This window comes from Roseateles sp. PN1 (genome assembly GCF_038419725.1).
Taxonomy (GTDB): Bacteria; Pseudomonadota; Gammaproteobacteria; order Burkholderiales; family Burkholderiaceae_C; genus Paucibacter_A.
This window is the reverse complement of record NZ_JBCARA010000013.1, coordinates 110641-124156: the sequence shown is the minus strand read 5'-3', so window position 1 is coordinate 124156 and position 13516 is coordinate 110641. Positions and strand designations below refer to the sequence as shown.

Below are 13516 nucleotides of genomic sequence, written 5' to 3'. Positions count from 1 at the left end.
CATTCTATAGATGGTTGATTATGTCAACAATATCCAAGGACAAGTCTGAGTCCTCGCATTCCGTGTCAAACGACACGTTTGAGGTCAGCGCCTTCGTGCGCCTGATGGCTTTGTTCGGCGCCGCCCAACAAGTGCTGAGAACCCGTATGCAGGCGGATGCCGAGCTTGGCCTAGGGCCCGTCGATATGGCTGCCCTGTGCCTTTGTCATAAGAACCCGGGCGGCACCCAGCAGGATCTGGTCAAGGCCATGGGCAAGGACAAAGGCCAGATCGCCCGCCTGACCGGCGAGCTGGAAAAACAAGGCCTGCTGCTGCGCACACCCGATGCCCAGGACGGGCGGGTGTGGCGCTTGTCCGTCACCGCCGAGGGCGCAAAAAAGTGCACATGGTTCTTCGCCATCGAGGCCGAGCTGGCACAGGCACTGTTCGGGGAATTCAACAAGACCGAGCGCGCCCAACTCGACAATATGCTGACGGCGCTGCGAGGCCGCATGGACGAGGTGATCGCCACCTTGGAGTAGGCGCTCAGCGTATCGCCTCAAAGGTTTAGGCGCCGGCACAGCGAATTGCCGCGCAGGAACGTCTTGAGCGTCTGCCTGCGAAATAGCGAGCCGGTTCCTGCCGTTTGAGCAGCACTTCACGAAAGCAGCCACTTCGCCGCTAGCGCATCGCCTGCTTGGCCTCGCGTCACAAGAACCGTCCAGATGATGAATTAGGATCAAGATCCCGAGGCCGGCAGGATCGCTGACGGGAAGCAGCAAGCAGCAAGCAAAACTATTGGCGTATTGCGCGCCCTTTCGACTCAGCCGATTGCCTCAGCCCCATGCCCGACGAACAGCCGTTTCGCCCGCTGACCTCCTACTTGATCCGCAAAACCACCATGTGGGCCAGCATCTGTACGCTGCTGCTGGCCACGGTGCAGGGTTGGCTGAGCTACCAGACCGTGACGGAGCGCGGCATTGCCAAACTCAAGCAGGTGGCCGTGTCGCAGGCGCCTGCTTACGCCGAAGCGCTGTGGCGGGTGGATGTCATCAGCATGCGGCTGATGCTCGAAGGCCTGAGGCAGACGACAGACATTGGCTATGCGGAGATCCGGGAGCCTTCCAACTACGCCACGACTTCGAACAAACGCGAATACAAAGCCGCCGTTCAAGACGGCGACGCCCACTGCAAGAGCCGTTGCGCATCCACCACCGTGCCACTGCTGCGCACTGGGCTACAAGAGCCGATCGGCGAGCTATTCCTGACCATCGACCCTCGGCTCGTCTACCTGGAGGTGGGACGCACCGTCGCCGCGGTGCTGATTTCCAGCGCCTTGAGCACCTGCTTGCTCCTAGTCGTCATCATCTTGGTATTGAAGCGCGATCTGCAGCGGCCGCTGACCCGCTTGAGCAGTTTCGTGAACGATCTGGCGGCCGCCGAGTTGACGCAAAAACTGGACTTGCAACGCCCACCACGTCGGCACCGAGACGAAATCGACCAAGTGGATGAGGGCTTCCAACTGCTGCAAGGCCGCCTGGCCCAACACATCCAAACCCTGGAAGAAAAGGTTGCCGACCGGACCGCACATCTGGCCCAGGCGCTGGCCGAATTGCAGACCCTGTCGACGACCGATGCGCTGACGTCCTGCCGCAACCGGCTCTACTTTTCCCAGCAACTGGGCACGGAGATCCAACGCGCCCAGCGCTACCAAAGGCCGCTGTCCGTGGTGTTCTGCGACATTGACCACTTCAAGCAAGTTAACGATCTGCACGGCCACGCAGCGGGCGACCAGTTACTCAAAGCGACCGGCCAACTCTTGCGCGGCGAGCTACGGGTGAGCGCCGATTGGGTGGCCCGTTATGGCGGGGAAGAGTTTGTCTTGGTCCTGCCGGAAACTGCTTTGAGCGACGCCATCGCGCTGGCCGAACGCATCCGCCAGAAAATTGCCACAGGACCCGGCATTCACCTGCCCGATGGCAGCGAACTCAAGCGCACCATGAGCTTCGGCGTCGCCGAGTTGGCGGCTGACGAGACGGAGTCCGCCCTGCTCCAGCGCGCCGACCATCTGCTTTACGAAGCCAAGCGTGGCGGGCGGAATCGGGTTTGCGCGGCCGCGCCGGTGGCGGCTTGATGCCCGCGCCCAGTGGTCGCCAAGGCTCGGATGCAGCATCAATGACAAAAATATTGCAGCAAATTGGCCTAAACCGAGGCCAAGCGGCCGGATTAGGGTAATGACTGAGTTAACATACAGCCCGCTATCAGCGCAGGGTGAATCCGCTTCACCCGATCAGTTTCAAGGGTGGCTGTAGCTCAGTTGGTAGAGTCACGGATTGTGATTCCGTTTGTCGTGGGTTCGAGTCCCATCAGCCACCCCAAAGACAAAGCCCCCAGGTGCAAGCCGTGGGGGCTTTTTCATTCCTGCGGCGCAAGACCAGCAGCTCTGCTGGCATTACGGCGGCCCGGCGCGCATGTGCGCACAAAAGTCAGTTCACGCGCACTGCGGCCACTCGAGCAGCTACCGCCTCAATCAATCGGCGTCAGCTTGGCCACCGACAGCGCCAGCCACTTCATACCGTGGCGGCCGAAGTTGACTTGCGCGCGGGCATCCTGGCCCGAGCCTTCCAGCGTCATCAAGACGCCCTCACCAAACTTGGTGTGGAACACGCCCTTGCCGACCTTCAAACCACCAAACTCGGCAGCCACCTTTTCGGCTGCAGCCGCCTTCATGCTGCGCGGCACGGGCGGCTGGGCGTACTCCGCCTTCTCGCTGCGCCCTGCTCCGACTACGGACTTCAAACCCGAGCCGCGTGACCAGGCGTCTTGATACTCTTTGGCATAGCCCGAGCCAAAGCCCTGATTGCGCGGGGTCAGCCATTTCAGCGAAGCCTCGGGCAGTTCATCAAAGAAGCGGCTCTTGACGTTGTAGCGGGTCTGGCCGTGCAGCATGCGGGTCTGGCTGAAGCACAGGTAGAGGCGCTGCCGGGCGCGGGTGATGGCCACATACATCAGGCGGCGCTCTTCTTCGACACCGTCGTGGTCGGTCAGGCTGTTCTCATGCGGGAACAGGCCTTCTTCCAAGCCGGTGATGAAGACAGCATCGAACTCCAAGCCCTTGGCCGAGTGCACCGTCATCAGTTGCACCGCGTCCTGCCCGGCTTGGGCTTGGTTGTCGCCAGCTTCCAGCGAGGCGTGGGTGAGGAAGGCGGCCAGGGGCGACATGATCTCGCCCGTCTCAGCATCCGGCGTGGCGAAGTTGGCGGGGGCGACAGCCTGCGGGAAGCCGTCCGAGATCGCGCCGGGCGAGAGCTCATCCACCGGCAAGGCCACGGCGTCTTTGCCAAAGCCCTCCTGGGTCACAAAGGCCTCGGCCGCGTTGACCAATTCACCCAAGTTCTCCAGCCGCTCAGCGCCGTCCTTGTCATTGCGATAGAACTCAGCCAGGCCGCTGGTTTCCAGGATCTGCTCGATGATCTCGCGCAGGGTCAGGCCTTGCGTGAGATTGCGGGTGCTGTCGATCAGGCTGGTGAAGCCCATCAGATTGCTACCGCCCTTGCCGGCCACCGCGCCCACGCTTTGATACAGGCTGCGGCCACTGGCGCGGGCGGCATCTTGCAGCAACTCAATCGTGCGGGCGCCGATGCCGCGGGTCGGGAAGTTCACCACGCGCAGGAAGCTGGTGTCGTCGTTGGGGTTCTCAAGCAAGCGCAGATAGCTCAGCGCGTGCTTCACCTCGGCACGCTCAAAGAAGCGCAAGCCGCCGTAAACGCGATAAGGAATGCCTGCATTGAACAGCGCCGACTCGATCACCCGCGACTGCGCATTGCTGCGGTAGAGGATGGCGATTTCCTTGCGCGACAGGCCTTGGCGATGCAGGGCCTGGGCTTCTTCGATCAGCCATTGCGCCTCGGCGAAATCGCTGGGCGCCTCGTACACGCGCACCGGCTCGCCGGGGCCGGCTTCGGTGCGCAGGTTCTTGCCCAGGCGCTTGGTGTTGCGGCTGATCAGCTCGTTAGCGCTGTCGAGAATATTGCCGAAGCTGCGGTAGTTGTGTTCGAGCTTGATGACCTTGGCGACGCGGTACTCACGCTCAAAGTCCACCATATTGCCGACCCGCGCGCCGCGGAAGGCGTAAATGCTTTGATCGTCATCACCCACGGCGAACACGGCCTGCTGCTTGCTTGGCGGCGCGAACATCTTTAACCAGGCGTATTGCAGCTTGTTGGTGTCTTGGAACTCGTCCACCAACAGATGCTGGAAGCGGCGCTGGTAATGGTCACGCACGGCGGCGTTATCGCGCATCAGCTCGTAGGAGCGCAGCATCAGCTCGGCAAAGTCCACCACGCCCTCACGCGCGCATTGGTCTTCGTAGGCCTGGTAGATCGCCACCATGGTGCGGCTTTGCTCATCGTGCGGCTGAATATCGCGCGGGCGCTGGGCATCCTCCTTGGCCGAGGCGATGAACCAGCTCACTTGCTTGGCCACATAGCGCTCTTCATCCAGTTTCATCGCCTTGATCACGCGCTTGATGGCGGACACGGTGTCGCTGGAATCCAGAATTTGAAAGCCTTGCGGCAGGCCGGCCAACTTCCAGTGCGCGCGCAGGAAGCGGTTACACAGGCCGTGGAAGGTGCCGATCCACATGCCGCGCACATTGACGGGCAGCATGGTGCTCAGCCGCGTCTGCATCTCCTTCGAGGCCTTGTTGGTGAAGGTGACGGCCATGATGCCGCCGGGCGATGCCTGGCCGGTTTGCAGCAGCCAAGCGATGCGGGTGGTCAGCACCCGGGTCTTGCCCGAGCCCGCCCCGGCCAGAATCAGCACCGGCTCGGCCGGCGCCGTGACGGCAGCCAGCTGTTCGGGGTTGAGGTTTTTCAGCAGGCCCGCGGGCTCGGCTGCGAAAGAAGGCGCGGCGGCCTCGGCAAACAAATGGTCATCAGGCAGAGGCAGGTTCATCCGTGCATTTTAGAGACCCACGGCCTTCAGGCATGATGCGAGCCGATGAAAGATCCGAACACGCCCTGCCCCTGCGGCAAAGCCCTGCCCCACACCCTGCCCTACGCAGCCTGCTGCGGCCGCTTCCACAGCGAATTCGCGGCCAGCGGCCGACTTACCGCACCTGACGCCGAAAGCCTGATGCGCTCGCGTTACACGGCCTACACCCTGGACTTGCTCGACTATCTGCGCGCCAGCTGGCATCCCGACACCCGGCCCGCGCTCTTGCAGCCCAATGAGCCCGGCCTACGCTGGCTAGGCCTGCAAGTGAAAAAGCATTTTCAAGGCCAGGACGCCGACCATGCCTTTGTGGAGTTTGTCGCGCGCAGCAAGCTGGGCGGCCGCGCCCATCGTTTGCAGGAGGTCAGCAGCTTTGAGCGCGTGGAGGGCGTCTGGCTGTACCGCGATGGCTTGTTGAGCTGAGGAAGCTGAGCCGAAACGATCAGATCCGCGCACGCCGCCTCAGGCGAATTCCTGGCGCACGCCGCGCGTGTTGAGGCAGTAGGCCAACCACACCAAGCCGGCACTCAGGCCCAAGCAAACCAGCGCCAGCGCAATATTGGCGCCGGTCAACCAAGGCAAGGCCGGCAGGCTGGGCACCAGGGCCAGCAGCAAACCCAGGCAGAGCTTGCGGCCCCACTCAAAGCGCCGCAGCAGCCCCTGGCCGCCGGCCAGCGCCAGCACCGACACCAGCAGCAAACTGGGCAAGCCGATCAGCCCGACCAAGCTGCGCGCCGCGGGCGAGAAGCCGAGCAAGTAGCCGCACAGCCCCAAACCCGCCAACCCCAAGCCCATCAACAGCCAGGCCACCGCGGTGACGAGGGGGGAACGGTATCCAACGTGGAAAACTTGCGGCATGGCGATCTACTCCGATGGCGACACGGGGCATGATGCGCGGTGTCTGTGTCAGCATTCTTTCGACCGGGCCTGGTCAACACCACCCCCTCTTTTTGGGGACCGCCAGTAACAATTTGTGTCGCCATGCCGATGCATCCCGCTCAGAGTGCAAACACGGGCAATGCGCCGCACAAACCGGCAAAGCGTCAGGGAAAGAAATCACAAGTTCAATGTTGCCAATCATCCACATCGACGAGCACCTCGTGGCCATCAACAAGCCCGCCGGCATGCTGGTGCACCGCACCGGCCTGGATGCGCAGGAAAGCGTGTTCGCGCTGCAGCTCTTGCGCGATCAGTTGGGCCGCCAGGTGTGGCCGGCGCATCGGCTGGACAAAGGCACCTCGGGCCTGCTGCTATTCGCACTGGACGCACAGACGGCCTCCAGCCTGGGCCAGATCTTTGAGCAAGGCTTGGCGCGCAAGACCTACCGTGCCCTGGTGCGCGGCTGGCCAGCCCAGACGCAAGGCCAGATCGACCACCCGCTGGCACGTGACCCCGAGTTGCCATCGAAAGGCCAGCAGATGCTGGAGTCACGCACCGACTGGCAACGCCTGGGGCGCGTGACATGGCCCTTCAGCACCGACCCGCGCTTTGCCGACACCCGCTTCGCCTTGCTGGAGGCCTGCCCTTTGAGCGGGCGCCGGCATCAGATTCGCCGCCACTTCAAACATCTGACGCACCCCATCATTGGCGACTCCACCCACGGCAAAGGCCCGCTGAACCGGGCCGCGGCGCAATTCCTGGGTCTGCAAAGGTTGTGGCTGCACGGGATGAGTCTGGCCTTCACCCATCCGGTCACCCAGCAAACCATGCAGTTGCAGGCCCCGCTGGGGCCGGAGTGGCAGGCGCTGCAGCAGATGGGCGACTGGCAGCATGACTGACAATGGGTACCAGTCCAACCCGGTGGCGGCAACTTTTGCGCACGCGCCGACGCCACCGCACCATGAATCCATGAGAAAGCCCCGCCGATGAATCAAGGCGTGATCTATGCCGCCCTGGCCTATCTGGCCTGGGGCCTGTTCCCCTTGTACTTCCGGCAAATCGCCCAGGTGCCCGCACTCGAAGTGATCATGCACCGCACGCTGTGGTCGCTGGTCTTTGTGCTGGGCATCTTGCTGGTCTTGCGGCGCTGGGCCTGGCTGGGGCCGGTGCTCAAGTCGCGCCAGCTCTTGGGACGCTTTGCGATATCGGCCCTGCTGCTGTCCTGCAACTGGCTGGTCTATGTGTGGGCGGTGCAGAACAACCATGTGCTGGACGCCAGCCTGGGCTACTTCATCAACCCGCTGGTCAATGTGGCGCTGGGCTTCATCTTCTTGCGTGAACGGCCTCGGCCCTTGCAGTGGCTGGCCGTGGGCCTGGCGGCAGCCGGTGTGCTGTGGCTGGCCGTGCAGACCGGCCATATGCCTTGGGTGGCATTGACCCTGGCGCTGAGCTTTGGCGTCTACGGTCTGATGCGCAAGGTAGCCAGCTTAGGCGCGCTGGAGGGCTTGGCGCTGGAAACCATGTTGCTGGCGCCCATCGCGGCGGTGGCCTTGGGCTGGATGAGTTGGCAGGGCCACAGCGCCTTGGCCGAGGGCAATGCCAGCACCTTGGGCTGGCTGCTGTTCGCCGGGCCGCTGACCGCCGTGCCGCTGCTCTTGTTTGCGGCGGGCGCGCGCCGCATCCCGATGAGCACACTGGGCCTGCTGCAGTACATCTCGCCCTCTTTGCAGTTCCTGCTGGGCGTGTTCCTGTTCAACGAGGGCCTGCAGCCGACCCGCCTGATTGGCTTTGCCCTGATTTGGGCGGCGCTGCTGGTCTACAGCGCCGAAGGGCTGTGGGTCAGCAAGGCCCGTGGCCGCGCTGACCCCGCCGCTTAGCTGCTTAGTTGCGCATCAAGTGGTCGAAAGCGCCCAGCGCGGCCTTGGCGCCATCACCAGCGGCAATGACGATCTGCTTGAAAGGCACGGTGGTCACGTCACCCGCAGCGAACACGCCGGGCAGCGAGGTCTGGCCCTTGGCGTCGACGATGATTTCGCCGTGCTTTGACAGCTCCACCACGCCCTTCAACCATTCGGTATTGGGCACCAAGCCGATCTGCACAAACACGCCCTCCAGCGCGATGTGATGCGCCGCGCCGCTGATGCGGTCGGTGTAGCTCAGGCCATTGAGCTTGCCCTCAGCACCGGTGAACTCAGTCGTTTGGGCGCTGGTGTGGATGCTGACATTGGGCAGGCTCTTAAGCTTGTTGACCAGCACCGCGTCGGCCCGCAAGGCATCACCGAATTCCAGCAGGCTGACATGGGCCACGATGCCGGCCAGATCGATCGCCGCCTCAACGCCGGAGTTGCCGCCGCCAATCACCGCCACGCGCTTGCCCTTGAACAGCGGACCGTCGCAATGCGGGCAGTAGGCCACGCCCTTGTTTTTGTACTCGACCTCGCCGGGCACATTGACATTCCTCCAGCGCGCGCCGGTGGAGAGGATGACGGTCTTGCTCTTGAGTGAGCCGCCATTGGCCAGCTTCACCTCGATCAGCTCACCGGGCGCGGCTGCGGGGATCAGCGCTTCGGCGCGCTGCAGATTCATGATATCAACGTCGTAGGCTTTGACATGTGACTCTAGCGCCGCCGCGAATTTCGGGCCATCAGTCTCCAGCACCGAGATGTAGTTCTCGATCGCCAAGGTGTCATTGACCTGGCCGCCGAAACGCTCGGCGGCCACGCCGGTGCGAATGCCCTTGCGGGCCGCATACACGGCTGCCGCAGCACCGGCCGGGCCGCCGCCCACGATCAGCACATCAAAGGCCGGCTTGGCGCTGAGCTTGGCCGCGTCACGCGCCGCAGCACCGGTGTCCAGCTTGGCGACGATTTCTTCCACCGTCATACGCCCTGAACCAAACACTTCGCCATTCAGATAGACCGAGGGCACGGCCATGATCTCGCGGGCATTGACTTCGTCTTGGTACAGGGCACCGTCGATGATGACGGTTTGCACGCGCGGGTTCAGCACGGCCATCAGCGCCAAAGCCTGCACCACGTCCGGGCAGTTATGGCAGCTCAGGGACATATAGACCTCGAAGCGATAGTCGCCGTCCAGGGCCTTGATCTGCTCGATCACTTCAGGCTCGACCTTGGGCGGGTGGCCGCCCACCCACAGCAGGGCCAGCACCAGGGAGGTGAACTCATGGCCCATGGGGATGGCGGCAAAGCGCAGGCTCATATCGGTGCCGCTGCGCTTCAGGCTGAAGGAAGGCTTGCGGGCGTCTTGCCCGTCGGTCGTCAGCGTGATCTTGTCGGACATCGCGGCGATGTCTTGCAACAAGCCCAGCATTTCGCTGGCACTGCTGCCTTCGTTCAACGAGGCCTTGATTTCAAACGGCTGGGTGACGCGCTCAAGATAGGCCTTGAGCTGGGTCTTCAGGGTGTCGTCCAACATACGTCTTATCTCCTTGGGTTCAGGCGTGGCCAAGCAAAGCCACTCTGAAAACACCCACAGGGATGGACGTTTTCAGCGGGGCTTGAGAAGCCTTGGGGTGACTGCAAGCCCGCTGGGGCTTGCAGTGAGATCGGTCATGCGATCTTGAGGAACTAAGTCCAGCGGGGCAGTACAGCGCGGCGAATCTCCGCATGCGGCTGGCCTGCCCCTTGGGACATTAGATCTTGCCAACCAGATCCAGCGAAGGCGTCAGCGTCTTTTCGCCTTCCTTCCACTTGGCGGGGCAAACCTGGCCGGGGTTCTTGGCCACGTACTGGGCAGCCTTGAGCTTGCGCAGGGTTTCCTTGACGTCGCGGGCGATGGCGTTGTCATGCACTTCGACGGTCTTGATTTGGCCTTCGGGGTTGATCACGAAGGTGCCACGCAGGGCCAGGCCGGCTTCTTCGATGTGCACACCGAAAGCGCGGGTCAGTTGATGCGTCGGGTCGCCGATCAGGGGGAACTTGGCCTTGCCCACGGCGGGCGAAGTCTCGTGCCACACCTTGTGCGCGAAATGCGTGTCGGTGGTGACGATGTAGACCTCAGCGCCGGCAGCTTGGAACTCGGCGTAGTTGTCGGCCGCGTCTTCCACTTCGGTGGGGCAGTTGAAGGTGAAAGCAGCGGGCATGAAAATCAGCACCGACCACTTACCGGCCAGGCTGGCTTCGCTCAGGTCAACAAACTTGCCATTGTGGAAAGCGGTGGCCTTGAAGGGCTGAACTTGGGTATTGATCAAAGACATGGCTGTGTTTCCGTCTTGGTTAAGGGATGACGGAATCATATCGAGAACAGCTAGGTCTTAGTTTTGATTAATCAAATGACCGCCATTGGCTTAGCCTATGCGGTCATTCGATCAGACCCTCACAGGGCTTCCAGCGCCAGCAGTTCTTCCACGCTTTGGCGGCGCCGGATCAGGCGCTCAGTTGCACCGTCCACCATCACCTCGGCCGCCAAGGGGCGGCTGTTGTAGTTGCTAGACATGGAGGCGCCGTAAGCGCCGGTGTCATGGATCACCAGCAAGTCGCCCACCTGTGCGGCAGGCAGCTCGCGCAGTTGCACCACACCGCCCTCGCCCTGGGTGAACACATCGCCCGATTCACACAAAGGCCCGGCGACCACGGTGGGCAGAATCGCACCGGGCTGCCCCGACTGCGGCAACACCGACATGGCGTGGTAGCTGCCATACATGGCCGGGCGCATCAGCTCATTGAAGCCGGCATCGACCAAGGTGAAGTGATTGGCGCCGGCCTGCTTGGTGGCGCGCACCTCGGCCAGCAAGACGCCTGACTCGGCCACCAAGTAGCGGCCTGGTTCAATCTCCAGCGCCAGGGCATGGCCCAGCAGCGCTTCCGCCTGCTTGCGCGCCGCGTCCCAGAGGCCGAAATAGTGGGCGGTGTCGATCACTGGCTCACCCGAGCGATAGGGAATCGACAAACCGCCGCCGGCCGAGATGGCTTGCAAATCATGGCCGGCCGCCTGAGTCTGACGCACCAACTCGACCATGGCGCCGCAGACTTCGGAGAGGTGGCCGTAGTCCACCCCCGAGCCAATGTGCATATGCAGGCCCACCAGTTGCAAACCATGCTGGGCGATGGCGGCCAGAGCGGCAGACAGATCGCTGTGCCAGATGCCGTGCTTGCTGTGCTCGCCGCCGGTATTGGTCTTGTTGCTGTGGCCGTGGCCAAAGCCGGGATTGATGCGCAACCACACCGCGTGGCCGGGCGAGGCAGCGCCCAGCTGATGCAGCATATCGATGCTGCCGGCGTTCACCGGGACTTGGTGCTCAACCACCGTGGCCAGGGTTTCGCGGTCCAACAAATCGGCGGTGAAGACGATTTCCGCATGCACCCCGCCGCCAGCGCGAAAGCCCGCCGCCAGTGCCCGCAACAACTCACCGCGCGAGACCGAATCCACCTTCACGCCCTGCTCACGCAGCAGGCGCAGAACATGGGTGTTGGAGCAGGCTTTTTGCGCGAAACGAATGGTGTCAAACGCAGACAAGGCGGCCACACGGGCGCGAATGGTGTCGGCGTCATACACCCACAAAGGCGTGCCAAAGCGCTGCGCGAGAGCTTGCAAACGGGCGGGAGTGAAAGAGGTGGGGATGCTCATGGACGTGGCCTGCTGATCGATCTAAGTTGCTGGCCATCATGCCGCCGGCAACCCATTCATTCAAATGCTTTATATTTCAATGGTCATTCAGATTGGATATACAGCAGCATGAGTCTGGCCATCACCCACCGGCATATCGAAGTCTTCCGTGCCGTGATGACGGCCGGCAGCGTGACCGGCGCCGCCACCCTGCTGCACAGCTCGCAACCCACTTTGAGCCGGGAACTGGCGCGCCTGGAATATCTGCTGGGCTACGCCTTGTTTGAGCGCGGCCAAGGCCGGTTGCGGCCGACAGCACGCGCATTGGCACTTTTCGACGAAGTGCAGCGCTCTTATCAAGGCCTGGATCGCATCAGCAGCCGCGCCCAGCAATTGGGTCGCGCGGACCAAGCCCTGCTGTCGGTGCTGTGCCTACCGGCCCTGAGCCACGCCTTGCTGCCCGGCGCTTGCCGGCGCTTCTTTGCCCGCCATGCCAGCGCCCGCCTGTCGATCACGCCGCAGGAGTCCCCCCTGCTAGAGGAATGGATGAGCGCCCAACGCTTTGATCTGGGCCTGACGGAGCAGACTCAAGCCGTGCCCGGCACCGAGTTGCTGCCGCTATTGAGCCTGGATGAATTGTGTGTGCTGCCCGCCGGCCATGCCTTGCTGGCCAAAGCGGTTTTGACGCCGGCAGATTTCGAAGGCCAAGATTTCATCAGCTTATCGGCCGAGGACCCCTACCGTCAGCAGTTTGATGCCCTCTTTGCCGCCCAAAGCGTGCAACGCCGGCTACGCCTGGAAACCCACAGTGCGATTGCCGTTTGCGCCATGGTTCAGGCCGGCTTAGGCCTGGCCATCGTCAACCCGCTGACGGCATTGAGTTGCCGCGGCGAGGGCCTGCAACTGCGCCAACTGAGCGTGTCGGTGCCCTTTCAGGTTAATGCCCTGACACCGAAGTTTCGCCCCCGGCAAGACTTGCTGGAGGACTTGCTGGCCAGCTTGCGTGAACAGATCAGCAGCGTGGAGGCCGAGCTAGCAAGCGCCCTGGCGGTTTGATTCAGGCGCTTGCTATGGTCAAGCCTGGAATTCAGGCGCGCTCAACACGAGCTTCAGTCGAGCACTTGTGACAAGGGCTCACATCGCCATTCGATGTGAGCCCTTGCCGTAACCATTCAGGCGCCCTACGGGCGTTTGCGCGAAGCGCTACTTAGGCGCGCTCAATGCGCGCATAAGCCGAGTGGTTGTGAATCGACTCAAAGTTCTCCACATCCACCGTGTAACGCCCAATCCGAGCGTCAGCATTCAGGCGCAAAGCGACATCGCGCACCAAGTCCTCGACGAACTTGGGGTTCTCGTAAGCGTGTTCAGTGATCCACTTCTCATCGCTGCGCTTGAGCAGCGGCCAGATCTCACTGGAAGCACTTTCCTCAGCGAAGCGCACCAGCTCTTGCCAGCTGACCGCACCCGCCTCAGCCATCTCAGCGCGGATGGTCACCAAGGAGCGCTGGTTGTGCGCGCCGTAATCCGAGATTTCTTTGGAGCAAGGGCACAAGCTCTTCACCGGCACAGCCACCTCGGCCCACACGGAGGTCACACCGGCACGGGTCTCGGAGATCAAGGCGCCTTGGTAGTCCAACAAGCTTTCGATGCCGGACACCGGCGCACGCTTGCGAATGAAGAAGGCAAAACGGACCTCGATGCGGCCTTCTTGCGCTTCCAGCTTGCTGAGCATCTGGCCGTGCAACTCACGCAGCGAGGCGGGCTCCAGCGGGGCCTTGAGCGCGTCCAGCCAGGCGACGAAGCGCGACATATGCGTGCCCTTCTTCTCCGCAGGCAGGGCCACGTCCAGGGTCCAGGTGCCGACCGTCGGCTGGGCTTGCTTGCCCACCAGAACTTGCAAAGGGTAGCGAACGTCCTTCACGCCAACGCGTTGGATCATCAAATGGCGCTCGTCGCGCTCGCTCTGGGTATCGGGAATATGCAGGGCGCTGGTAACTTGGTTCATGCGTAATTATCGACCGGCGGCCAAAAGCCGCATAAAAACAAGGCGGCGCTAAGTTTGCTAGCGCCCCAAACATCCAGCGTGAAGCCCGGAAGC

12 protein-coding genes and 1 tRNA gene are annotated in these 13516 nt (G+C 62.6%); 7 read left to right on the top strand and 6 right to left on the bottom strand.

Going from position 1 to position 13516, the window contains the following annotated elements; genetic code table 11:
- Positions 1–62 precede the first annotated feature (62 nt).
- From AABB87_RS19095 to AABB87_RS19085, 3 genes are all read left to right on the top strand, one after another.
- Positions 63–521, top strand: a complete 459-nt coding sequence (locus AABB87_RS19095) for a MarR family winged helix-turn-helix transcriptional regulator (protein ID WP_341972862.1) — start codon at positions 63–65, stop codon at positions 519–521.
- Positions 522–823: 302 nt separating this feature from the next.
- A complete protein-coding gene (locus tag AABB87_RS19090) occupies positions 824–2113 on the top strand; it encodes a sensor domain-containing diguanylate cyclase (protein ID WP_341972861.1) in 1290 nt (429 codons plus the stop codon).
- A gap of 168 nt (positions 2114–2281) precedes the next feature.
- Positions 2282–2357, top strand: a tRNA-His gene (locus tag AABB87_RS19085).
- A 148-nt stretch (positions 2358–2505) separates the two neighbouring features.
- Here the strand turns inward: AABB87_RS19085 and AABB87_RS19080 are convergent.
- On the bottom strand, positions 2506–4935 hold the full coding sequence (locus AABB87_RS19080) for a UvrD-helicase domain-containing protein (protein WP_341972860.1): 2430 nt from the start codon (positions 4933–4935) through the stop codon (positions 2506–2508).
- Between the two features lie 45 nt (positions 4936–4980).
- Between AABB87_RS19080 and AABB87_RS19075 the strand changes: the two genes are divergently transcribed.
- Positions 4981–5397, top strand: a complete 417-nt coding sequence (locus tag AABB87_RS19075) for a YchJ family protein (RefSeq protein ID WP_341972858.1) — start codon at positions 4981–4983, stop codon at positions 5395–5397.
- A gap of 39 nt (positions 5398–5436) precedes the next feature.
- Here the strand turns inward: AABB87_RS19075 and AABB87_RS19070 are convergent, their stop codons facing one another.
- On the bottom strand, positions 5437–5832 hold the full coding sequence (locus tag AABB87_RS19070; protein WP_341972857.1) for a hypothetical protein: 396 nt from the start codon (positions 5830–5832) through the stop codon (positions 5437–5439).
- Between the two features lie 209 nt (positions 5833–6041).
- Between AABB87_RS19070 and AABB87_RS19065 the strand changes: the two genes are divergently transcribed.
- Together AABB87_RS19065 and rarD are read left to right on the top strand one after the other, a co-directional pair.
- On the top strand, positions 6042–6752 hold the full coding sequence (locus AABB87_RS19065) for a pseudouridine synthase (protein ID WP_341972856.1): 711 nt from the start codon (positions 6042–6044) through the stop codon (positions 6750–6752).
- An 87-nt stretch (positions 6753–6839) separates the two neighbouring features.
- On the top strand, positions 6840–7730 hold the full coding sequence (rarD, locus tag AABB87_RS19060; RefSeq protein WP_341972854.1) for an EamA family transporter RarD: 891 nt from the start codon (positions 6840–6842) through the stop codon (positions 7728–7730).
- A 4-nt stretch (positions 7731–7734) separates the two neighbouring features.
- Here the strand turns inward: rarD and ahpF are convergent, their stop codons facing one another.
- The 3 genes from ahpF to lysA form a co-directional block, all read right to left on the bottom strand.
- Positions 7735–9288 (bottom strand): alkyl hydroperoxide reductase subunit F, encoded by a 1554-nt coding sequence (gene ahpF / locus AABB87_RS19055; protein WP_341972853.1) that lies wholly within the window; start codon positions 9286–9288, stop codon positions 7735–7737.
- Positions 9289–9505: 217 nt separating this feature from the next.
- Positions 9506–10069: an alkyl hydroperoxide reductase subunit C gene (gene ahpC / locus AABB87_RS19050; protein ID WP_341972852.1), complete on the bottom strand. Its 564-nt coding sequence runs from the start codon at positions 10067–10069 to the stop codon at positions 9506–9508.
- A gap of 119 nt (positions 10070–10188) precedes the next feature.
- Positions 10189–11439, bottom strand: coding sequence for a diaminopimelate decarboxylase (lysA, locus tag AABB87_RS19045; RefSeq protein ID WP_341972850.1), 1251 nt, complete (start codon positions 11437–11439; stop codon positions 10189–10191).
- A gap of 108 nt (positions 11440–11547) precedes the next feature.
- Between lysA and AABB87_RS19040 the strand changes: the two genes are divergently transcribed.
- The gene (locus AABB87_RS19040; RefSeq protein WP_341972849.1) at positions 11548–12474 is read left to right on the top strand and encodes a LysR family transcriptional regulator; all 927 of its coding nucleotides are present in this window, start codon (positions 11548–11550) and stop codon (positions 12472–12474) included.
- A 151-nt stretch (positions 12475–12625) separates the two neighbouring features.
- Here AABB87_RS19040 and folE2 read toward each other — a convergent pair whose 3' ends face one another.
- The gene (gene folE2 / locus AABB87_RS19035; RefSeq protein WP_341972848.1) at positions 12626–13423 is read right to left on the bottom strand and encodes a GTP cyclohydrolase FolE2; all 798 of its coding nucleotides are present in this window, start codon (positions 13421–13423) and stop codon (positions 12626–12628) included.
- Positions 13424–13516 lie beyond the last annotated feature (93 nt).